At 70.7% G+C, this 19707-nt stretch carries 23 protein-coding genes; 10 read left to right on the plus strand and 13 right to left on the minus strand.

The window, feature by feature from the left end; genetic code table 11:
• Positions 1 to 212 precede the first annotated feature (212 nt).
• A complete protein-coding gene (locus tag ACGFIQ_RS11965; RefSeq protein ID WP_393242841.1) occupies positions 213 to 2054 on the plus strand; it encodes a M48 family metalloprotease in 1842 nt (613 codons plus the stop codon).
• Between the two features lie 46 nt (positions 2055 to 2100).
• On the opposite strand, the gene dapC is transcribed toward ACGFIQ_RS11965, so the two are convergent.
• Both dapC and fdxA read right to left on the minus strand, forming a co-directional pair.
• The gene (dapC, locus tag ACGFIQ_RS11970; RefSeq protein WP_393243202.1) at positions 2101 to 3210 is read right to left on the minus strand and encodes a succinyldiaminopimelate transaminase; all 1110 of its coding nucleotides are present in this window, start codon (positions 3208 to 3210) and stop codon (positions 2101 to 2103) included.
• On the minus strand, positions 3207 to 3533 hold the full coding sequence (fdxA, locus tag ACGFIQ_RS11975; RefSeq protein ID WP_091422126.1) for a ferredoxin: 327 nt from the start codon (positions 3531 to 3533) through the stop codon (positions 3207 to 3209). Before fdxA ends, dapC begins: the two co-directional genes overlap by 4 nt.
• A gap of 79 nt (positions 3534 to 3612) precedes the next feature.
• On the opposite strand from fdxA, the gene ACGFIQ_RS11980 reads away from it, so the two are divergent.
• Positions 3613 to 4650 (plus strand): GNAT family N-acetyltransferase, encoded by a 1038-nt coding sequence (locus tag ACGFIQ_RS11980; protein ID WP_393242843.1) that lies wholly within the window; start codon positions 3613 to 3615, stop codon positions 4648 to 4650.
• Positions 4651 to 5565: 915 nt separating this feature from the next.
• Here the strand turns inward: ACGFIQ_RS11980 and ACGFIQ_RS11985 are convergent.
• From ACGFIQ_RS11985 to mshB, 3 genes are all read right to left on the minus strand, one after another.
• Positions 5566 to 6030, minus strand: coding sequence for a hypothetical protein (locus ACGFIQ_RS11985; protein ID WP_393242845.1), 465 nt, complete (start codon positions 6028 to 6030; stop codon positions 5566 to 5568).
• A gap of 65 nt (positions 6031 to 6095) precedes the next feature.
• Complete coding sequence (locus tag ACGFIQ_RS11990) at positions 6096 to 6545, minus strand: hypothetical protein (protein WP_393242847.1); 450 nt, start codon at positions 6543 to 6545, stop codon at positions 6096 to 6098.
• A 14-nt stretch (positions 6546 to 6559) separates the two neighbouring features.
• On the minus strand, positions 6560 to 7693 hold the full coding sequence (gene mshB, locus ACGFIQ_RS11995) for an N-acetyl-1-D-myo-inositol-2-amino-2-deoxy-alpha-D-glucopyranoside deacetylase (RefSeq protein ID WP_393242849.1): 1134 nt from the start codon (positions 7691 to 7693) through the stop codon (positions 6560 to 6562).
• Positions 7694 to 7779: 86 nt separating this feature from the next.
• Between mshB and ACGFIQ_RS12000 the strand changes: the two genes are divergently transcribed.
• The 5 genes from ACGFIQ_RS12000 (at position 7780) to ACGFIQ_RS12020 (ending at position 12818) form a co-directional block, all read left to right on the plus strand.
• Positions 7780 to 9924, plus strand: coding sequence for a prolyl oligopeptidase family serine peptidase (locus ACGFIQ_RS12000; protein WP_393242851.1), 2145 nt, complete (start codon positions 7780 to 7782; stop codon positions 9922 to 9924).
• Between the two features lie 125 nt (positions 9925 to 10049).
• The gene (locus ACGFIQ_RS12005) at positions 10050 to 10970 is read left to right on the plus strand and encodes an alpha/beta fold hydrolase (protein WP_393242853.1); all 921 of its coding nucleotides are present in this window, start codon (positions 10050 to 10052) and stop codon (positions 10968 to 10970) included.
• Positions 10971 to 11071: 101 nt separating this feature from the next.
• Positions 11072 to 11320: a type II toxin-antitoxin system Phd/YefM family antitoxin gene (locus tag ACGFIQ_RS12010; RefSeq protein WP_393242855.1), complete on the plus strand. Its 249-nt coding sequence runs from the start codon at positions 11072 to 11074 to the stop codon at positions 11318 to 11320.
• On the plus strand, positions 11317 to 11700 hold the full coding sequence (locus tag ACGFIQ_RS12015; RefSeq protein ID WP_393242857.1) for a PIN domain-containing protein: 384 nt from the start codon (positions 11317 to 11319) through the stop codon (positions 11698 to 11700). The genes ACGFIQ_RS12010 and ACGFIQ_RS12015 overlap by 4 nt, the downstream gene beginning before the upstream one ends.
• A 131-nt stretch (positions 11701 to 11831) precedes the next feature.
• Entirely contained in the window at positions 11832 to 12818 is a 987-nt protein-coding gene (locus tag ACGFIQ_RS12020) for a MerR family transcriptional regulator (RefSeq protein WP_393242859.1), read from the plus strand.
• Positions 12819 to 12881: 63 nt separating this feature from the next.
• Here the strand turns inward: ACGFIQ_RS12020 and ACGFIQ_RS12025 are convergent, their stop codons facing one another.
• Positions 12882 to 13370: a MarR family winged helix-turn-helix transcriptional regulator gene (locus ACGFIQ_RS12025; RefSeq protein WP_393242861.1), complete on the minus strand. Its 489-nt coding sequence runs from the start codon at positions 13368 to 13370 to the stop codon at positions 12882 to 12884.
• A 117-nt stretch (positions 13371 to 13487) separates the two neighbouring features.
• Between ACGFIQ_RS12025 and ACGFIQ_RS12030 the strand changes: the two genes are divergently transcribed.
• Positions 13488 to 13943, plus strand: coding sequence for an SgcJ/EcaC family oxidoreductase (locus ACGFIQ_RS12030; protein ID WP_393242862.1), 456 nt, complete (start codon positions 13488 to 13490; stop codon positions 13941 to 13943).
• A 29-nt stretch (positions 13944 to 13972) separates the two neighbouring features.
• On the opposite strand, the gene ACGFIQ_RS12035 is transcribed toward ACGFIQ_RS12030, so the two are convergent.
• From ACGFIQ_RS12035 to ACGFIQ_RS12045, 3 genes are read right to left on the minus strand one after another with little or no spacing between them, the layout of a single operon-like run.
• Entirely contained in the window at positions 13973 to 14263 is a 291-nt protein-coding gene (locus tag ACGFIQ_RS12035; RefSeq protein WP_393243218.1) for a hypothetical protein, read from the minus strand.
• Complete coding sequence (locus tag ACGFIQ_RS12040; RefSeq protein ID WP_393242864.1) at positions 14167 to 15147, minus strand: helix-turn-helix domain-containing protein; 981 nt, start codon at positions 15145 to 15147, stop codon at positions 14167 to 14169. The genes ACGFIQ_RS12035 and ACGFIQ_RS12040 overlap by 97 nt, the downstream gene beginning before the upstream one ends.
• On the minus strand, positions 15137 to 15400 hold the full coding sequence (locus ACGFIQ_RS12045; RefSeq protein ID WP_393242866.1) for a hypothetical protein: 264 nt from the start codon (positions 15398 to 15400) through the stop codon (positions 15137 to 15139). The genes ACGFIQ_RS12040 and ACGFIQ_RS12045 overlap by 11 nt, the downstream gene beginning before the upstream one ends.
• A gap of 52 nt (positions 15401 to 15452) precedes the next feature.
• Between ACGFIQ_RS12045 and ACGFIQ_RS12050 the strand changes: the two genes are divergently transcribed.
• Together ACGFIQ_RS12050 and ACGFIQ_RS12055 are read left to right on the plus strand one after the other, a co-directional pair.
• A complete protein-coding gene (locus ACGFIQ_RS12050; protein ID WP_393242867.1) occupies positions 15453 to 16196 on the plus strand; it encodes a helix-turn-helix domain-containing protein in 744 nt (247 codons plus the stop codon).
• A gap of 226 nt (positions 16197 to 16422) precedes the next feature.
• Complete coding sequence (locus tag ACGFIQ_RS12055; RefSeq protein WP_393242869.1) at positions 16423 to 16890, plus strand: nuclear transport factor 2 family protein; 468 nt, start codon at positions 16423 to 16425, stop codon at positions 16888 to 16890.
• A 122-nt stretch (positions 16891 to 17012) separates the two neighbouring features.
• Here the strand turns inward: ACGFIQ_RS12055 and ACGFIQ_RS12060 are convergent, their stop codons facing one another.
• The 4 genes from ACGFIQ_RS12060 to ACGFIQ_RS12075 all read right to left on the minus strand — a co-directional run bounded on the left by ACGFIQ_RS12060 (position 17013) and on the right by ACGFIQ_RS12075 (position 19706).
• Complete coding sequence (locus tag ACGFIQ_RS12060) at positions 17013 to 17552, minus strand: AAA family ATPase (protein ID WP_393242871.1); 540 nt, start codon at positions 17550 to 17552, stop codon at positions 17013 to 17015.
• A gap of 95 nt (positions 17553 to 17647) precedes the next feature.
• Positions 17648 to 18292, minus strand: coding sequence for an alpha/beta fold hydrolase (locus ACGFIQ_RS12065; protein ID WP_393242873.1), 645 nt, complete (start codon positions 18290 to 18292; stop codon positions 17648 to 17650).
• Positions 18293 to 18423: 131 nt separating this feature from the next.
• Complete coding sequence (locus ACGFIQ_RS12070) at positions 18424 to 19137, minus strand: hypothetical protein (RefSeq protein WP_393242875.1); 714 nt, start codon at positions 19135 to 19137, stop codon at positions 18424 to 18426.
• 71 nt (positions 19138 to 19208) lie between these two features.
• Positions 19209 to 19706, minus strand: a complete 498-nt coding sequence (locus tag ACGFIQ_RS12075; protein ID WP_393242877.1) for a response regulator transcription factor — start codon at positions 19704 to 19706, stop codon at positions 19209 to 19211.
• Position 19707 lies beyond the last annotated feature (1 nt).

Consider the following 19707-nt stretch of genomic DNA (forward strand, 5'->3'; position numbering starts at 1 on the left):
TGCTGGGGGCCGATGCGCCCCGACCGGGCCCGGCCGAGGATATCGTCCGAGGCCGGCCCGCGCGCCGGTCAGTCCTCCCCCGGTCACGAACCGCAAGATCGTAGATCTGACCGAGGCCGGACCGGAAGGGGGTTGTCCGGTTCAGATCAGCGTCGTACGGTCCGCTCCGCCGCCCGCCACGTCGACGCGGGCTACAGCGGGAAGGAAACGAAATGTCCGCGACATACCGGGCGCTCGCCTCGGTGGTCATGTTGATCGGCTTCTACGTCGTCGCGCTCCTCCAGCTCGCCGCCGTCATCGCGCTCGGCGTCTGGCTGTTCGACCACACCAACGGGATCGTCACCGGGAAGCTGCTGCTGCCCCTGGTCATCGCGCTGGGCGCGGTGGCCGTCGGGCTGTGGCGCGCGATCCGTACGAGGAACGAGCCGGCACCCGGCCTGATCCTCACCGAGCGCGAGGCGCCGGGCCTCTGGGCCACCGTGCGCGAGCTGGCCACCGCGGTCGGCACCCGCGCCCCGGACGAGATCCGGCTGGTGCCCGAGGTGAACGCGGCGGTCGCCGAGCAGAGCAGACTGCTCGGCCTGGTCGGCGGACGGCGCGCCCTGTACGTCGGGCTGCCGCTGCTCCAGGCGATGCGGACCGACCAGCTGCGCTCGGTCCTCGCGCACGAGCTGGGCCACTACTCCGGCAAGCACACCCGCCTCGGCGGGGTGGCCTACCGGGGCCGGTTGGCGATCGCGGAGACGCTGGAGCAGATCAGCCCGCGTAACCCGATCGGCTGGGTCTTCAAGGGCTACGCGAAGCTCTACCTGATGGTGGACAACGCCGCGTCCCGGCGGCAGGAGCTGGAGGCCGACCGCTCCTCGGTGCTGCTGGCCGGGCACGACGCCGCGGCCTCCGCGCTGCGTACCCTGCCGGCGCTCGACGCGGCCTGGGGCTTCTTCACGCGTCGGTACGTCGAGCCGGGCTGGTCCGCCGAGCTGGCGCCGGACGACCTCTTCGGCGGCTTCGGTCAACTGCTGCACGCCCGGCGGGACGAGATCGCCGAGATGCGGGAGAACGCCCCCGACCGGGATCCCTCGCCGTGGGACACCCACCCGCCGATCGGCGTCCGGGTCGCCGCGATGGCGGCCCTGCCGGCCGGGGCTGTCGCGCCGGACGAGCGGCCTGCCGCGCTGCTGCTCGCCGACATCGCCACCGCCGGACGGCAGTTGCAGGGGATCGTCGTCGACCACGGACGCCGCCAGGTGCTGCCCTGGGCGCAGTTCACCGCCGCGTCGGTCGCGGCCGTCGTGCAACAGCGGGCGGACGGCATCTACCGGGCCGCGGGGCGGTTCACCGGCGTGTCCCAGCCGGGCCTCACGACGGTGCTGGACCTGGTGCGCTCCGGCCGGTTGGGGGAGTTCGCCGAGCAGTTCTTCGGCGACGCGACCCACGAGGAGGCCGCGGCCCGCTTCGCCGGGCCGATGGAGACGCTGCTCGACAACGCGGCCGTCCGCTCCGGCCAGGCGCACTGGCAGCTCTCCTGGTCCGGTCCGGCGCAGCTCGTCGGGCCGCAGGGGCAGCCGTGGGACCTCGCCGAGATCGCCAAGTTGGCCGTCGCGCCGCAGACCCTGGACGTGGCGTTGGCCCGCCTGGCCGAGCTGGGCATCGACCCCACCGGCGCGACGGTGGTGGAGGACCGGGTCTCCGGGCGGGACGCCGGCCTGATCGGCGGACTGGCCAACATCAAGATCGACGGTACGGAGCACGACGTGCTCGTCCTCGACCGGGGGCTGGTCCTGATCGTCAACCCCGGCAAGGCCAGCCAGGGCGAGAAGCGGCTACGCGCGCTTGTCGGCTCGGTGCCGATGGCGGAGCTGGTGGCCGGGCACACGTTCCTGCCCTACGAGGAGGTCGTCTCCGTGGACGTGAAGCGGGAGGTGCCGCTCAAGGCCGAGGTGACCCTGCACGACGGCCGGGTGGTCGCCATGCAGGAGCTGATGGGCAGCGAACTGCTGGAGAAGCAGAGCCGGAACACCCTGCTGCGGGTCCTCCGTCAGATCGCCGACTGACACCGTCCGGGCGGTCGGGCCGACGGCTCGGCCGCCCGGAGCACGATCAGGCCTGGGCGAGGCGGGCCGCGACCCCGGCGATGTGCTCGTCGGACTCGGTGAGCGCCGCCCGTACGTGCTGTTGGCCGCCGGGACCGTAGAAGGCGCCGGCGGCGACCAGGATGCCGCGCCGAGCCAGCCAGTCGACGGTCTGCCAGCAGTCCTCACCTCGGGTGAGCCAGAGGTAGAGACCCGCTTCGGAGTGCTCGACGGTGAACCCGGCACCGGTGAACGCGGCGGCGAGCACCTCCCGCCGGGCGCGGTAACGCTCCCGCTGCTCCTCGGCGTGTCGCTCGTCCTCCAGTGCCGCCACCATGGCCGCCTGCACCGGAGTGGGCACGATCATCCCCGCGTGTTTGCGCACCTTCAGCAACTCGGCGACGAGCGCCGGATCACCGGCGACGAAGCCGGCCCGGTAGCCGGCGAGGTTGGACCGCTTGGACAGCGAGTGCAGGGCCAGAAGCCCGGCATAGCTGCCACCGCTGACCTGCGGCGACAGCACCGAAACCGGGTCGGCCGACCAGCCGAGCGGCAGGTAGCACTCGTCGCTGGCGACCACCGCGCCGCGTTCCCGAGCCCAGTCGACCACCTTGCGCAGATGCGCCGCGGGCAGCACCCGACCCGTCGGGTTGCCGGGCGAGTTGACCCACACCAGGCGGACCCGCGGGGTCGGCCCCAGCGAGGTCAGCGAGTCGGTGCGCACGACAGTCGCGCCGGCCAACCGGGCGCCGTCCTCGTAGGTGGGGTACGCGATCGACGGCACCACCACCACGTCACCCGGACCGATGCCGAGCAGGGTCGGCAGCCAGGCGACCATCTCCTTGGAGCCGATGGTCGGCAGCACACCGAGACCGTCGACCCCGGCGCCACAGGCCCGGGACACCCACGCCGCGATCGCGGCCCGCAACGCCGAGGTGCCCGCGGTCAGCGGGTAACCGGGAGCATCGGACGCGTCAGCCAACGCCCGCCGGATCACCTCGGGCACCGGGTCGACCGGCGTACCCATGGAGAGGTTGATCAGGCCCTCCGGATGCGCCGCGGCCAGCGTGGCCGCGGCGTCCAGGGTGTCCCAGGTGAACTCGGGCAGTCGCGACGAGACCGGCGCGGACCGGTTCAGTGGCCCTCGCCGCGCGGCGGCTGCGCGGCGACGAAGGTGGCGTCCTTCTCCACCTTGCCGATCTTCGAGGCGCCACCGGGCGAGCCCAGTTCCTCGAAGAACTCGTAGTTGGCGCCGGTGTAGTCCTTCCACTGCTCCGGGACGTCGTCCTCGTAGAAGATCGCCTCCACCGGGCAGACCGGCTCACAGGCACCACAGTCGACGCACTCGTCGGGGTGGATGTAGAGCATCCGATTGCCCTCGTAAATGCAGTCGACCGGGCATTCCTCGATGCATGCCTTGTCGAGCACATCCACGCACGGCTCGGCGATGATGTAGGTCACCGGTCTTCTCCTCCGCAAGACACGCCGCGATCACCCGCGACGGTAAGAGCCTAGTATCTCGCCGGGGAGGGGGTCGATCGTGCTCCGACAACAGGATGTGGGACACCGAATCGTAGTCCGCCGGATTGTGGGGATTCGCGAAGGCCGCCCACTGTTCTCCGATGCCCTCGGCGAGCTGGTCGAGCTGAGCGAGACTCATCTCACGCTCTCCACCGCGCAGGGCCAACTGCGGGTCCCGGTGGCACAGGTCCACCGCGCCAAGCGGGTGCCACCCACCCGCCGGCCAACCGCCGCGGCGGTCGTGGCGTTGGAACGGGCAGCCGACGAGGCCTGGCCGGCACCGACCCGGGGCCAACTCGGTGACTGGCTGCTCCGCGCCGCCGACGGCTGGACCGGTCGGGCCAACTCGGCGCTGCCGATCGGCGACCCCGACCGACCGCTGCCCGCCGCCGTGGACGCGGTCGAACGCTGGTACGCCGAAAAGGGCCAACCACCGATCATCAACACACCGCTGCCACTCGCCGCCCCGGTCGGCGCCGAGTTGGACACCCGCGGCTGGGCCGCCCGCCCGCCGGTGCTGGTCCAGACCGCGCCGCTCCCCCTACCGGCGCCAGCGGCCAGCTCACCGCCCGGCACCGCACCGGTCGCCCGCCCCATTCCCGCAACCGCCGGCCAGCCCGACACCGCCGTTGCGGATGCCGATTCGTGGAGCAGTGCGGTCGTCGAGCTGGTCGCCGCGCCGAGCGCGGAGTGGCTGGCCGTCGCGGCCGGCCGCAAGGGCGACCTGCCGGACGCCGCCCGGCACGTGCTCACCGCCGTGGGCCAGGTTCGCTTCGCCCACGTGTACGACGACGGCACGCTGGTGGCGGTCGGCCGAGGCACGGTGACCGGCCAGGGGCGTTGGCTGGGCCTCAGCCTGATCGAGGTGCTGCCGGTGGCCCGCCGTCAGGGACTGGCCAGCCGGGTGATCCACGAGTTGGCCGCCTGGGGCGTGTCGGCCGGTGCGACGCATGCGTTCCTCCAGGTCGAGCAGCACAACACGGCGGCGGTCGCGCTCTACCGGCGGTTGGGCTTCACCACGCACCACACCTACCTGACCCGAGTCGCCCCGCACTGACCCCAACCGGCACGGAGGGACGAACCCGCACACGCCCGCGGGCCAGGCACACGGGCCGGCCAGACACGCGCACCGGCCAGGCACGTGCGTGGGCCAGACACACGCGGGCCAGGCACGCCCGGGCCAGCCACGTACGCGGGCCAGCCACGCCCGGGCCAGGCACGTACGCGGGCCAGCCACGCCCGGGCCAGCCACGCCCGGGCCAGGCACGCCCGGGCCAGGCACGTGCGCGGGCCAGGCACGCCCGGGCCAGGCACGTACGCGGGCCAGCCACGCGCGGGCCAGACTCGCGCGGCAAGCCAGCACACGTGGCGAGCCCGGCACGTGGCCAACCCGGCACCTGGCGAGCCCGGCACCGTGATCGACTCGACTTTCAGAAAGTCGCGGCATCTACGTGCCTAGGACACCCCGATTTGACGAAATCCGAGTTGATCAACAGGAAATCGGGGCATCCGCTCACCCGGGACAGCCCGACTTCATGAAAGACGAGTTGATCAAGCGGCGAGCCCAACAATGCACGCGCGCACAAGCCCGGAGGCACGGCCAGCTACGGCACCCTGGCCGGGCCCAACGGCCTAGGCCCCAGTTGCCCGGCCACGCACGCCCCATTCACCCAACGACGCACCCCACCACCCGAACGGCGTCCGCCCCACTTGCCCGAAGGGCACACACCCACTTGACCGAAGGGGCACACACCCACTTGGCCGAAAGGGCAGACACCCACTTGCCCGAAGGGACACCCCACCCGCCTGCTCGAAGGGACACCCACCCGCCTGCCCGAAGAGGCACACACCCCCGAACGGCATAGACCCCGAACGGCATAGACCCCACTCGCCCGAGGACGCACAACCAATTTCCGAACGACGCACGGCCCACTCACCCGAGCGGCGCGCTCGGTCTCGGCTTCTGGGCGGGTCAGCGGCGGACGACGCGACGGGGTTTGGCGGCTTTGACCTCGGCGTACCGCTTGAGCTGCCAGGAGCGGTAGTCACGCCCCAGCGCGGTGAGCACCAGGTAGCCGATCAGCACGCCGGCGCCGGAGGCGAGCAGGTACAGCCAGATCTGGGCGAAGAACGTCGGCGCGCCCCCGGCGAACGGGTTGTGACCGATCAGGAGGGGCCCGACCAGCACGGTCAACACCATTGCCGCGAGCACCACGAGGGCCATGTCGGCCGCCCAGTCCGCGAGTGGCCGGCGACGACCCCAGCGGAAGGCGACCACGGCCAGGGTCAGCCCGATCACCGCGAACATCGCCAGCGACACCCGGTCGGCGACGGTGTCGTCATCCTCGAAGCCGAACCGGATGATCAGCCGGGCGACCACGTTGACCGCGAACAGTGCTGCCACGAGCACGCCGATGTCACGCCACCGTCTGTCCATCGCCAGCCCTCCTGCCGTACGCCCCGTCGCGGGGCTCAGATCCCTGGCTGGAATATCTACCACCCTTACCTGGGTGGCGTCATCAGCCCGAGCGTGGCGGGCGGAGCGAGGATCTGCCGGAAGCCCATCACGGCGAAGGTCATCGCACCGGCCACGATTATGGCCAGGCCGACCCAGTTGTCGCCGGCCAGCAACAGGTCACCCTCGTTGGTCCGGATGGCGGCTACCACCATCAGCGCAAACCACGGCACCGCCGGCAGCGCAACCGCCCACCTGCGGCCGACCGCCGCGTACGCGAACCAGCTCAACGCGATGTTGGCGCCGACGGCGAGCAGTGCCGAGACGCCGATCAGCTGCCCGCCGACGCGGACCGTGGCGAGCAGCAGTTCGAGCACCCCGCTCAGCACTCCGGCGACCACCACGACGATCGCGCCGGCCACTCGCAGGCCCAGGTCCAGCAGTCGCGGCGGCGGCCCCTCCGGGGGCGGGGCATCCTGGCCGTCCAGAACCGTCATCGGCGCGGGCAGAGTCACCGAAGAGCCGCCGCCGCGACCGAAGACCGGTCATCCGGGGCGTCCTCGACCGAAGACCGATCCGCACCAGCACCGACCGCAGACCGGCCCGCACCAACGCCGGCCGTAGACCGACCCGCACCAGCCGCAGAGCGATCCGAACCAGCCCCGACCACAGACCCGCCCACACCAGCCGCAGACCCGTCCGCACCAGCCCCGACCGCAGACCCGCCCGCACCAGCCCCAAGCGCAGAACCGGTCGGTGCCTTCTCCTCGGGGAGCCCGGCGAAGAGGTCGTCCTCCCAGCCGTACGGCCCGAAGCCCGGGCCCTTCTCGCCGACCGCGAGGGTGAAGAACTCCACGCCCATGAACTCGCCGCCGAAGTTGCCGGCGATCGAGTAGAGCCAGGAGGTGGCCGGGATCTGGGTGGCGTGTGCCCGCATCGCGGCCTCCTTGGCCGTGTGCTCGTCGGTGCCGTCGATCCGGGCGGCGATCTGGGCATCCGGAGTCCCGAAGGGCAGGTCGGCGATGTCCGCGATGCCGCCGAACGGGTTGTCGGAGGACTCCGCGAAGTGCGCCATGCCGGCTTCCAGGACGCTGAGCGGCATGGCGGTCCAGTAGACCTTCCGCGGGGCGCAGCCCTCGGCGGCGGCCAGCTCGACTGCGCGCATCGCCACCCGGTGGGCCTGGATGTGGTCGGGGTGGCCGTAGAAGCCGTCCGGGTCGTACGTGATCAGCACCTGCGGGCGTACCTCCCGCATGATCTCCACCAGGTGCCCGGCAGCCTCGTCGAGGTCGGCCTGCCAGAAGGCGCGGGGGTGTTCGTTGGTTTCGAGCCCCATCATTCCCGAGTCGCGGTAGCGGCCGGCCCCGCCCAGGAAGCGGTGGTCGCTGACGCCGAGCGCGGCGCAGGCGGCGGCCAGCTCGGCGATCCGGTACCCGCCGAGCTGGTCGGCCTCGGCGGCGGCGAGCTGGGCCAGCGCCGGGACGTGGATCTCGCCCTCCTCGCCGAGGGTGCAGGTCACCAGCGTGACGTGGGCGCCGTTGGCGGCGTAGTGGGCCATCGTCGAGCCGGTGCCGATCGACTCGTCGTCGGGGTGCGCGTGGACCAGCAACAGGCGTCGGTCGGGCAGCGTCGTCACGACGGTCACTCTAACCGGCAGTCGGGGCCCGCCGACGCTGACGCGTCCGCCCAGGTCGGCCACATCACCTCGCGTACCGCTCTACGATTTGGTCTGTGGACTTTCCGGAGCTGGCCGCCCGCACCCGCCGGTTCAGCCACGGCGCGCCGCGCGCTGTCTCCGTGGCTGAGGACGGCTCCCGAGTGATCTTCCTGCGCTCGGCCGGTCCGGAGGATCCGGCGGACGCGCTCTGGCTGCTGGACGTGGCCACCGCCGAGGAACGCCTGGTCGCCGACCCGGCGACCCTGCTCGGCGAGGGCGGAGACGTCCGGTCGCTCTCGCCTGGCGAACGCGCGCTGCGCGAGCGGCTGCGGCTCAGCGCCGCCGGCATCGGCTCGTACGCGCTGGACGCCGCCGGTCGGATCGCGGTGTTCGCGCTGGCCGGGCGGTTGTTCCGGGCGGATCTGGTGCACGGCGACGTGGTGGAGGTGGCCGCCGTCGGTCCGGTGCTGGACCCACGTCCGGACCCGACCGGGCAACGGTTGGCGTACGTGACCGACGCGGGCGAGGGTGTGCGCCGGGGTGAGCTGCGGGTGATCGAGGCGGACGGCACCGACACCCTGCTGGCCGGCGAGGACGTCGGGGTGAGCTGGGGGTTGGCCGAGCACATCGCGGCGGAGGAGTTCGGCCGGTTCCGTGGCTACTGGTGGGCGCCGGACGGGCGCTCCGTGCTCGCCGCCCGGGTCGACGAGTCCCGCCTGGACCGCTGGCACCTGCACGACCCGGCCGAGCCGGGCAGCCCGCCGACCGCCGTCGCGTACCCCCGGGCTGGTGGCCCGAACGCGGAGGTCAGCCTGCACCTGCTGGACCTCGACGACGGCTGGGTCGACGTGCACTGGGACCGGGAGACCTACCCGTACCTGACCTCGGTCAACTGGGTCGAGGGCAGCCCGTTGATCACCGTGCTGCGCCGCTCGCAGCAGCACGGGCTGGTGCTGGCGGTCGACCCCCGCACGGGTGAGACGCAGGTGCACGCCGAGCTGGCCGATCCGCGCTGGGTCGAGCCGATCGCCGGCACCCCGGCGCACCTGCCGGACGGCCGGGTGCTGGTCGGCGGGGAGTTGGCACACGACGGGTACGACGCACGGTGCCTGTTCGCCGACGGCACCCTGCTCACTCCGCCGTCGCTGTACGTGCGGCGGGTGGTGGGTCGGCTGTCGGCCGGGTCCGGCCCGGCCGACCTGCTGGTCGAGGCCAGCGATGGTGAGCCGAGCGAGCGGCACCTGTTCCGGATCCGCACCACCATCGGCGGTGGGGTGGACGCGCGCCGGATCACCACCGACTCGGGTTGGCACATCGCTGCCGTGGGCGGTGACGTGCTGGCCGTCGGGATGGCGTCACTGGACCACGCCGGGGTGCGGTGGAGGATCCGGCGCGGCGACCAGGAGATCGCCGAGTTGCGGTCGCTGGCGGCCACCCCGCCGTACTCGCCGCTGCCGCTGCTGGAACGGGTGACCGACCGGCGGTTGCCGGCGGCGGTGCTCTACCCGGACAACCACGTGACGGGCCGGCGGCTGCCGGTGCTGCTGGACATCTACGGCGGGCCGGGGCACCAGGAGGTCGTGGCGGCGCGGGCCGCGTGGTTGGAGCGGCAGTGGTGGGCCGATGCCGGGTTCGCGGTGGTCACCATCGACAACCGGGGTACGCCGGGAGTGGCCCCGTCGTTCGAGAAGGCGATCCACCGGCGGGTGGCCGACGTGGTCCTCACCGACCAGATCGATGCCCTGACCGCGCTCGCCGGGAAGCACCCCGACCTGGACATGGGGCGGGTGGGGGTGCGCGGTTGGTCGTTCGGGGGGTGGCTGGCCGGGTTGGCGGTGCTGCGCCACCCGGAGCTGTTCCGGTGCGGGATCGCGGGTGCGCCGGTGACCGACTGGGCGCTGTACGACACCGCGTACACCGAGCGTTATCTGGGGTTGCCGGAGGACGGCACGGACGTCTACGCGCACCACTCGCTCGTCGAGTTGGCCGCCGAGCCGGTCACCGGCCCGGACCAGACCCGCCCGTTGCTGCTGGTGCACGGCCTCGCCGACGACAACGTGGTGGCCGCGCACACGCTGCGGCTCTCCGCGGCCCTGCTGAGCACCGGCCGGCCGCACGCCGTGCTGCCGCTGACCGGGGCCACCCACCTGGCCGCGAACGGCACCGCCGAGCGACTGCTTCCGCTGGAGCTCGATTTCCTCCGTACCCATTTGCTGTAGGCAGCATTCGATAAACGATTTCGGCATACCGCACCCCGGTCGCATGCGATGCTGACCGAAGCGGGACCCGGCAGAGCGATTCCCCAGGGTGGCACCGCTTTCCCTTATGCCGAAAGGATTCCATCATGGTGGGCATTGCGCAGAAACCCTCGGTCGCCGCCGTTCAGGAAGGCGAGTTTCCGGTCACGCACTTTCGCACGACGACCGTGAACGGAATCGACATCTTCTATCGCGAGGCCGGGCCGGCCGACGGTCCCGTCCTTCTGCTGCTGCACGGATTTCCCACGGCGTCCTCGCAGTTCCGCCATCTGATCCCCCTGCTCGCGGACCGGTATCGGGTGATCGCACCGGACTTCCCGGGTTTCGGCCACAGCGCCAGCCCGGACCGGTCGTCGTTCGACTACACGTTCGCCAACTTCGCCGACCTGATGGAAGGGCTGCTCGGCCAGCTCGGCGTGGATCGGTACGCGCTCTACTGCTTCGACTACGGGGCACCGACCGGCTATCGGCTGGCCCTCAAGGGGCCCGAACGGGTCAGCGCGCTCATCGTGCAGAACGGCAACGCGTACGAAGAGGGCCTGAGCGCATTCTGGGATCCGATCAAGGCCTACTGGGCCGAGAAGACCGACGAGCGCCGCCAGGCCATCGCGTTCATTCTCAACCCCGACACCGTGAAGCAGCAGTACACGGCGGGGGTGAAGGACCTCAGCCGGCTCGACCCCGACCGGTGGGCCCACGACGACGCGCAGCTCGCCCGCCCCGGCAACGCGGACATCCAGCTTGATCTGTTCTACGACTACGGCAGCAACGTCACGTTGTACCCGAAGTTCCACGCCTTCTTCCGCGACCACCAGCCACCGACGCTCGTCATCTGGGGCCAGAACGACCCGGTCTTCCCGGCCGCTGGCGCCCACCCCTATCGCGAGGACCTGCCGTCGGCCGAGTTCCACCTGCTCGACACCGGCCACTTCCTGCTGGAAGACAAACTCGACGTCGCCGCGCCGATGATCCACGACTTCCTGGACCGCTCGATCGGTCGTTTTTGACGCCGGGCAGCCGGCGCACGTTCCCGCTGCGGGACGCGTCAGCCGATGCGTGAGGCCAACGACCTTCGACGGAAGGTAGCACAAGTGCTACCGTAGGGCCCATGCATGAAGTTGGCCTGCGGGAGATGCGGCAGAACGCCAGCGACCTGGTGCGCAGAGCGCAAGCGGGTGAACGCGTGACGATCACCGTCGCCGGCCGACCGGCTGCCGTGCTCGGCCCGGTCAGTCCTCGAACCTGGCGCGAATGGGACGATCTCGCCGGCGTGTTCGACCAACCAGCCGACCCAGGATGGGCAGACGATCGGGACCTGCTCGACGACACCATCACCGATCCGTGGGCTGAGCGGTGAGTCGCGGCATCCTCGACACCAGCGTCCTCATCGCTACCGACGTAACCCCGATTCCTGGCGAACTGGCCATCAGCGTCGTCAGCCTCGCCGAGCTCCAGTTCGGTGTCCTCGTTGCGAAGACGGCCGAAGCGAGAGCACTTCGTCTGGCGCGACTGAGCGCAATCCAACGCCGATTTGATCCGCTTCCCATCGACGAAGCCATCACCGACAGCTATGCGCGATTGGCGGCACGCGTCGTTGAGATCGGCCGTCAGCCGCGTGCCAGGGTGATGGACCTACTGATCGCCGCAACCGCACACGCCCATGACGCCGCCGTCTACACCCGGAACGCCGACGACCTCGCCGGCCTCGAAGACCTCATCACGATCCACGCAATCTGACCTTCACCTTGGGGCCCTCATGCGCACCGCACCCCGAGGTTGATCGCAAGTTGAGGACGACCGTGCGCGGCCATCTCCCGCGGCACCAGGGGCTTGCGTCTCAAGCCGCTTGAGATCGCATAGTGGGCGTCGTGGACGAGAACGAGCTGTACCCCATCGGAGACGTCGCCCGGCGGACCGGCCTGAGCGTCAGCGCCGTCCGGTACTACGCGGACGCCGGTGTCGTCACGCCGGCCGCCAGCACCCCGGCCGGCCACCGCCTGTACGACGTGGCGGCCATCGCCCGACTGGAACTGGTTCGGACGCTACGGGAACTCGACGCCGGCCTGGACGAGATTCGGCGGGTGCTGGCCGGCGAGGCGACACTGCGCGACCTGGCCGCCACCCACCTGGCCCTGCTGGCCCGGCAGGAGGCACGCCTGCGCAGCCGTCGCGCGGTGCTGTCGGCCATTCTGCGGCAGGACTCCACGGCCGAGCAGGTCACGCTGATGCACAAGCTGGTCGGCATGCCGGACGAGGAACGCGACAGGTTGATCGACGAGTTCTGGGCCGAGGTCACCACCGGCTGGGAGCCGCCGGAGCGGATGGTCGACTGGTGGCGGGCGGCCCGTCCGCAGCTGCCCGACCATCCCACCGCGACCCAGTTGGAGGCGTGGATCGAGCTGGCGGAGCTGGTCCGGGACACCGAGGTCCGGCAGGCCGTACGCCGTGAGCTGCACGAGGCGTGCACCACCGGGGCCGGGCCGCTGATGACCTCGTCGCCGATGTTGGACGCCCTGGAAGCGGGCGCGGCGATCGGCCAGCCGGTGCTGGACGCGGCGCGCGAGCAGGTGCCGCCGGACTCACCCAGGGGGCGGGAGATCGCCGAGGCGTGGATGGAGTGGTTGACCGGCATCTTCGCGACACCGGACAGCCCGGGGATACCGGACACGCCCGAGTTCCGGATCCAGGCCGCGGACCAGATGCGCAAGGGCGCGGAGTGGGACCGCATGCCGCCGGAGGGACCATTCGACAGGTACGTGGAGTTGGTCACCGCCGTGAACGACGTACCGCCGGAGCGATTCCCGTACGAGTGGCTGGCCGCGGCACTGCGCGCGTCCGCCGCACCGGCTCCCTGACCGGCGACGTACGCCCGCTCTCCACTGTCTGGCGTTGGTCCTGGATCCTCGTGACCGACGTGGTCAGGACCGAAGGCCACTGCGGTGGGCCGCATGTGCGCGCACCTCGCGGGTGGCGGCGAGTAGCGCATCGGCAGCGCGGTCGAAATAGTCGAACAGCACCGCCAACTCCTCTGGTCGGTACTGCTGGAACAGCTCGCCCAGCCGCTGCCGTGCCGGGCCGACGATGGTGTCCACGTCGAGCGTGGGCACGGGTTCCACAAGCACCCGTCGCCGGTCGGCCGGGTCGGCGGTTCGCCGCACGTGCCCCGCCCGTTCCAGCCTGTCGATCAACCGGGTGGTCGCGCCGGTGGTGAGCCCGGTGCGCTCGGCCAGCTCGCCGGAGGCCAGCCGGCCGGCAAGATTCAGGACGCTGAGTGCCGCCCAGTCGGTGGTGTGCAGCCCCGCCGCGTCCGCAGCGGCCTGCGTGTGCGCGGTGACCGCGTCGAGGTAGCGCCGGAACGACTCGTGGGCACCCTCGGGCAGACCGGACGGTGGCGTGGCGTCGGTCATGGCGGGACGGCTCCTTCTACGCTAATCTCTGCATGCGTGCAGATATTGCATGCGTGCAACCTCTGTCTGCACGAAGCCAATATAGGCATCGGCGGCGACAACCCGAAAGGAAAGCCGATGAGCCACTCCGACCGCGGCACCGACCTGGCGGCGATCGCCGAGGTCATGGACGCGATCGCGCGCGCCTGGGACGCCGCCGACGCCGACGCGTTCGGGCGCTCCTTCACCGAGGACGCGTCGTACGTGACATTCGTCGGCACCCTCTACCGCGGCCGGGCCGACATCACCGAGGGCCACCGTGCCCTGTTCCGTGCCTTCACCAAGGGCACCCGGATGGCCTCGGAAACTCTCAGCACCACGTTCCTCGGCCCCGACATCGCGGTCGTGGTCGGCCGGGGCGACACCTACAAGGGCCGCCGCCGGCCCGCCCTCGCCAAAATCCAGACCTACACCCTGGTACGCCAACCAGAGGGCTGGCGGGTCGCGGCCTTCCACAACACCCGCAGGCGCTCACTGATGGAGGCAGCGCAGTTCCGCTTCGCTCCCGGCACCCGACCGGCGGCAACAGCGTAAGCCGTGCGGCCGGACGCTCACGACCACTCTCACAGCACCCCGAGGCCGATGGCGAGTTGGATGATCGTGGCTGGGGCGTCCGGATCGTGGGCGACCTGTGCGACCACATCCCGTGCGGCTGGCCGGTGGCGGATCTCGGCGGGCGCGATGCTGTCGGCCCACACCAGGACCCGCCCCGCGTTGGTGGGATCGTTCGACAGCTGGTAGGCACGCGCCGCATCGATCAGATGCGCGGCCCGGTGCTCGATCGGCAGCCACCGCCACCCGTCCCGACCGATCGCCTCCTCGTGCCGAGCGACCGCCTGCGACCCGTCGCCCACCTCCACGGCGGCAGCGACCCGCGCGCCAGCTCGACGGCGGTCGGCCCGAACGCCGTCCAGCAATGATCATGGCCGTCGCCCACCCGGGCGGCCAGCACGGCGGCCTCGTCCAACAGGTCGCCGGCCGCCCGGTCGTCACCCGCCCTGGCCGCGATCAGGGCGGCCTGCACCAGCAGCGACCCCCGCAGCGACAACCCCTCCGGCGTGTCAGTGACGATCTGGTCGGCGGCGGCCAGCATCACCAGCCTGGCCCGCGCCGACGCCCGCAACACCTGCCCCAACTGCACCGCCGCGCAGCCCAGCAACACCCGGTCACCGGCGGCGGCCGACACCGCCCGATCAGCGGCCAACCACGCGAGGCTCCCCTCCCCCAACTTGACCAGCAACGCCGCCGTCACCCGATACACCTCCACCACCGCCGCCCGCCCGACCTCCGAGCCCTGCACGTGGGCGCGGTGCACCTCGGTCACCACCGCAGGCAGCAGCTCGACCAGACGCGGATACCGGGCGTACTGATAGGTCATCCACACCTGCCGCACCTCCCGCGCCAACCGATCGGCGGACAGCAACTCGCGGCCCGCCGGGCTACCAAAAGCCATCGGGTACGCCGACAGCGCCGCCCGAATCCGCGCCACACCCGCACCATGCTCAGTCACCCCGGCGGGCTGCACATCACGACCGATCAGCGCCGCGACGTCGACCCGCAACACCGCCGCGACATCCCGGATGGTCGACACTCGCTCCAGGGACCGGACCCCACGCTCGACCTTGTCCACCCAGCTCTTCGACTTACCCAACCGATCCGCGAACGACTGCTGCGACAACCTCCGCCGCACCCGCAGGTACGCCACCCGACGGCCGATCGGCACCGGCTCACCGCCCATCACGCCACCGCCGATCCGGCACGGCCCGAGTCGTCTCGCCCACCGGTATCCGCTCCGCCTCGGCCTGCGCGAGCAAACGACGTTTGGCCTCTTCCCGTTCGGCGGCGTCTATCTGCTCGCCGCGACTGACCGGCTCGTCGTCAGAACTGGACATCATCACCTCCACTGCTGGCACATCGGCAAGTTCAGCCGTCGCGTAACGTCCACAGTGACGCCAGACCGTCGCTGGCCGCGACGGCACAGAGTGCGACATGTCGGTCACTTTCCTGGCGACATTGGGGCGACACAGCGCTATTGTGGCGAACATGAATGCCCCGAACACCGCCCTGCGCGCGGTCCGCACCGGGATGCGTATGAGCCAGGACGACTTCGCCCGCGCGCTCCAGGCCGCCGGCCGCCGCGTCGGCGAGCCCAACGACGCCAATAAGAGACTCGTGCAGCGCTGGGAGTCCGGTGCGATCGCGGCACCACGGCCCGTGTACGCCCGCGCCCTGGAGGTGGTCACCGGCTTGCCGGTCTCCCTGCTCGGCTTCGCCGCGATACCCGATGGCCAGGCAGTCGATGACCAACACGGCGGGCACGACCTGACGTCGCCCATGTCCAACCTGGCCACACCAACGCCCAAGCCACTTGCCGTCCACGGGTCGTACGAGGGCGTCTGGCTCAGCCGCTACCAATTCCACTCCAGCGGCCGGGGAGAATCATTCGCCGGGCAGCACTTCGTGGTCGTGCTCCAGCACGGCGACCGGCTGACCGTGCGCAGCCTGCCCGGCTCGGCGGCATCGTCGCTGTCGATGGATCTCACCGTGGACGGTGCCGTGGTCACCGGCACCTGGGTGGAGCAGACCGATCCTGCCGGCTACTACCGGGGAGCCCGGTATCACGGCGCAATCCAGCTACTTGTCGAGCCCACCGGCCGGCGGATGGCCGGAAAATGGGTCGGGTTCGGCAAGGACATGGACGTCAACACCGGCCCCTGGGAACTGACGTTCCGGGATGCCTCCACGTCCAAGGCGACGCTCGACAAGTACAACAGGTCGCCCGAGTAGGACAGGTCATCCAGGGCCGCCCCACCCGGCCAGGGTGCCACTCCGCCGGCGGCGCCTGCCGGAAGGTCGCTGCACGCACTCATGGCCGCACTCGATACGTCCGCGCTTCGGGGCAGTCAGATCAGGGCTGAGGTCGGTAGGGTGCCGTCGATGGGATGCCGGCCATTCCCGGATGTGGTCCCCGGCATGCCCCAGGTGACATCCACCGATTCGGAGGAAGCCCGGCATGAGCAGCCCACGCGAAACCTTCCTCCGGTTGGTGAACGGTGTCTGCGACGGTCCGTACGAAGACCTGGCTGACCTGTACGCCGAAGAAACCCATGTCACGCATCCGTTCCACCCGCTCGACCCGCCTCCGCTGCTCAGCCGCAGTGAGCTGCACGAGCACTTCACCGCGCCGCCTCCGGTCGCCCGGACGCTGAACCGTAAGCCGGTCGACGTGACGATTCATGACACCGCCGACCCGGAGGTGATCGTCGCCGAGTTCGCCTATCAGGGGCGGGTCGACGAGACAGGCGAGGCGTTCCGGGTGCCGTGTGTCTTCGTGATGCGTATCCGCGATGGGCTCATCATCGAGTCCCGTGACTACATCGACCACATCTCCAGTGCGCGGGCCTGGGGTCAGCTCGACAGTCTGCTGAGCGCGCTTCGTCCGCAGGAAAGCACCACCACTGACGGCGCGGCCCACCCCTGATCCGAGTCCGACGTCCTGCGTCCGTCGGCGACGACCCGCAGGCGGGTCAGAAGCCCAGTACGCCCGGCGTGGTCTTTGATCATGCCGACGAGCTGTCGGGGCAGCGCTGCGAGGTGCAGGCGTCAGAAGACCGACGGCGGCCAGCGGTGTGTGCGCCACTCGGCCCAGGTGGCGAATCCAACCGGTGGGTCATCGATGGGTTCGCTGCCGTCAAGCTCGCCGGGGGTCGGGATCTCGATGCTGGCAGCCCACTCGGCGAGCTCCTCGTCGGACATGGGCCACGTCGTGTGTGGCGCTTCGGCCTGGCGCTGATCGAGTCGTCTGCGCTGCTCTGCCGGGGCGAGTGCGAAGTAGCGCAGCTCCACCGCCGCGCCGAGGTCCGCTGCTGCCTGCCGCAGCGCGGAGCGCTCGTCCCGACTCCAGAGGCCGAAGTCGATCACGACGTTGTTGCCGAGGTCGAGGGCCCGCAGCCCGATCTGGATGAGCAGTCCTTCGATCACGCCCTGAGCCGATGGCGGATTCTCCTGCCCGTAGAGAGCCTTCACCCACTCGTCCTTCGTGAGACGAAGTGCTCTCTGCTCGACCTCGATCCGCCGAGCGGCAGTGGTCTTCCCCGTGCAGGGGAGCCCCACGGTCAGGAACAGTGTTGGTTGCCTCATCATCACCCGCTTCCGACCGAACGCCCCATCATCGCTGACAGCCACTCATGCCGCCGAGGCAACCATCTCCGTCGCCCTGAGATGCCCGTGGCCCGCCCTCAGGGCAGCGGATACGTGGTCAGGCGGTCGGCGAGTTGCTTCGGGTGGCTGAGCGAGACCGCGTGGCCGCCGTCCATCTCGTCCGGCACGATGCCGAGTCGGTCGGCGGCCACCCGGCGCTGGAAGTCAGCCGGGAAGAACCGGTCCTCGCGTGCGATGAGCACTCTCGTCGGCACGTCCGGCCAGGTGTCCAGGGGCCATGGCTGGTCCCCTTCCGCGCTGACCTGGCCCCGGCTGTGTGCGGGTGCCTCCGCGACGATGTCGGCGGGCACGCCGTTGTAGAACTGCTGCTCCTCACTGAGCCCTTCGGTGCCGCGGTAACCGGTGTTGGCCCACCAGTCACCGGGCCTCTCACCGGGCTTGGGGACCATCGGTGTGAGCAGGACGATCAGCCGCACCGGCAGCTTGTCGGCAATCAGCGGCGCGGTGAACGCACCGTACGAGTGCCCGACGACCACGAGGTCGCGCCGGTCGCCGATCGCGTCGACGACGGTCTGGCAGAACTCGGTGAACCCCGCCGAGTTGTCCTCGATCGGCAGCTCCGGAACCACCACGTCGTGGCCGCGGCTGGTCAGCTCGGGGACAAGGAGATGCCAGTCCCAGGCGCTGCCCCCGCCGCCGTGGATCAGAACGAAAGTCGCCATGCCCGAAGCCTTACGCACGGGTACGACATCCACCGCTCACGGCTTCGCCGAGGAGCGTATCGACAGCCATAGGCCGAGGGTCCCTGTCGGCGGGTCGGCACTCCTGCCCACCTGAGACGAACGCTCTCCCTCTACCGAGGGAGCGTCACTGACGTCGACGGCCGGGACACGACCGGGGAAGGGCCGCCGAGCTGGCCGCGGCGGGAGAGGAAGGCGGAAAGCAGGAGGATCGCGAAAGTCAACAGGTTGAGGACCCACCGGGGGTCGTCGACGTGCAGCGCGGCGGAGAACTGGTCCTTTTCCGCTGCTGTCAGTACCGCCGTGGACCGCTCCGCCGCGGCGAAGTCCAGGCGGTCGGGGGCGAACACGAGGTAGGTCCAGACCCGATGGACGAAATAGACGACAGCCGCGGCGACGAAGAGGATGCGACGGGTGCCGGGCCGCCATCCGAGGACCAGCAGACCTGGGAGGATGACGAGTTCGGTGGGGACGTTCGCCGCGATCGCGATCGGGATGCTGGGCAGGAACATCGTCACCATCGTCTCGCCGGTGATCGAGGAGCTGTCCAGTGCGGCGCCCAGCATCACCAGCCCGATGGCGCCGCCGAACGCGAACAGCGCCATGGTCACGCAGCCCAGCGCCACGAGGCCGTCCTCGACCCAGGCACTCAATGCCGGTCTGCGGCGGACCCAGCGCGCGACGAGCCCGATCAAAACCGCCCATCCGGCTCCGATCAGCAGGGCGACCGGCAGTGGAAGAAACTCCATCAGGGACAGTCCCTGCACCACGATCGTGAACACCGCGGCGAGGACGAAAGGCATAATCTGATCAATACGCTGCTTCATGCCTGCGGACGTTAGGAAGGACCGCCGGGGAGCGCATCTGCCGATCGGTCTACCGCTGGTTTACAACGGGTTTAGTCCAGCAGACCGGCCTCACGGGCGTGCGCGACGGCCTGTAGGCGGCTCGTCGCGTCGAGCTTGCGGAAGATGTGGTTGAGGTGCGCCTTCACTGTGCCGGTCGCGACGAAGAGCCCCTTGGCGATCTCCGCGTTGGTGCGGCCGGTCGCCAGGTGGTGCAGCACCTCCAGTTCGCGGGAGCTGAGCGGCTCGACGAGCCGGCGCCGCACCGCAACCGGCGACGGCCCCTGAGCGGCGACGGGTGCGGCAGGAGTTGCCGGTGCCGGGTCGGACCGGGACGGGGCTGCGGGGACCCAGCGGACGGCCAGCACCGCGATCGCCAAGACGAACGCGCCGAAGAATGGGATCACCCACCACTGGCTGCTGCCGCGCTCCACCATCGCGAACGACAGCCCGACGATGACCATCGCCCAGACGAAACAGCCGACCAGCACGGCAGCGACGATCAGGCGTCGACGGATGGACGGTGACCGGAGCCAGGCGGTGACGCGCATC

It is taken from the genome of Micromonospora sp. NPDC048898 (assembly GCF_043198035.1).
In the GTDB taxonomy this organism is placed as follows: domain Bacteria; phylum Actinomycetota; class Actinomycetes; order Mycobacteriales; family Micromonosporaceae; genus Micromonospora.

Excerpts from the sequence above, each read along its gene's own strand:
- ACGFIQ_RS12060 (WP_393242871.1), bottom strand. The coding sequence starts at position 17,552 with ATGATGAGGCAACCAACACTGTTCCTGACCGTGGGGCTCCCCTGCACG.
- ACGFIQ_RS11985 (WP_393242845.1), bottom strand. The coding sequence starts at position 6,030 with ATGGACAGACGGTGGCGTGACATCGGCGTGCTCGTGGCAGCACTGTTC.
- ACGFIQ_RS12040 (WP_393242864.1), bottom strand. The coding sequence starts at position 15,147 with ATGGGCGGTGAGCCGGTGCCGATCGGCCGTCGGGTGGCGTACCTGCGG.
- ACGFIQ_RS12045 (WP_393242866.1), bottom strand. The coding sequence starts at position 15,400 with ATGTCGCACTCTGTGCCGTCGCGGCCAGCGACGGTCTGGCGTCACTGT.
- ACGFIQ_RS12010 (WP_393242855.1), top strand. The coding sequence starts at position 11,072 with ATGCATGAAGTTGGCCTGCGGGAGATGCGGCAGAACGCCAGCGACCTG.
- ACGFIQ_RS12055 (WP_393242869.1), top strand. The coding sequence starts at position 16,423 with ATGAGCAGCCCACGCGAAACCTTCCTCCGGTTGGTGAACGGTGTCTGC.
- ACGFIQ_RS12025 (WP_393242861.1), bottom strand. The coding sequence starts at position 13,370 with ATGACCGACGCCACGCCACCGTCCGGTCTGCCCGAGGGTGCCCACGAG.
- ACGFIQ_RS12075 (WP_393242877.1), bottom strand. The coding sequence starts at position 19,706 with ATGCGCGTCACCGCCTGGCTCCGGTCACCGTCCATCCGTCGACGCCTG.
- ACGFIQ_RS12065 (WP_393242873.1), bottom strand. The coding sequence starts at position 18,292 with ATGGCGACTTTCGTTCTGATCCACGGCGGCGGGGGCAGCGCCTGGGAC.
- ACGFIQ_RS11965 (WP_393242841.1), top strand. The coding sequence starts at position 213 with ATGTCCGCGACATACCGGGCGCTCGCCTCGGTGGTCATGTTGATCGGC.
- ACGFIQ_RS11990 (WP_393242847.1), bottom strand. The coding sequence starts at position 6,545 with ATGACGGTTCTGGACGGCCAGGATGCCCCGCCCCCGGAGGGGCCGCCG.
- ACGFIQ_RS12050 (WP_393242867.1), top strand. The coding sequence starts at position 15,453 with ATGAATGCCCCGAACACCGCCCTGCGCGCGGTCCGCACCGGGATGCGT.
- ACGFIQ_RS12005 (WP_393242853.1), top strand. The coding sequence starts at position 10,050 with ATGGTGGGCATTGCGCAGAAACCCTCGGTCGCCGCCGTTCAGGAAGGC.
- ACGFIQ_RS12030 (WP_393242862.1), top strand. The coding sequence starts at position 13,488 with ATGAGCCACTCCGACCGCGGCACCGACCTGGCGGCGATCGCCGAGGTC.
- ACGFIQ_RS12070 (WP_393242875.1), bottom strand. The coding sequence starts at position 19,137 with ATGAAGCAGCGTATTGATCAGATTATGCCTTTCGTCCTCGCCGCGGTG.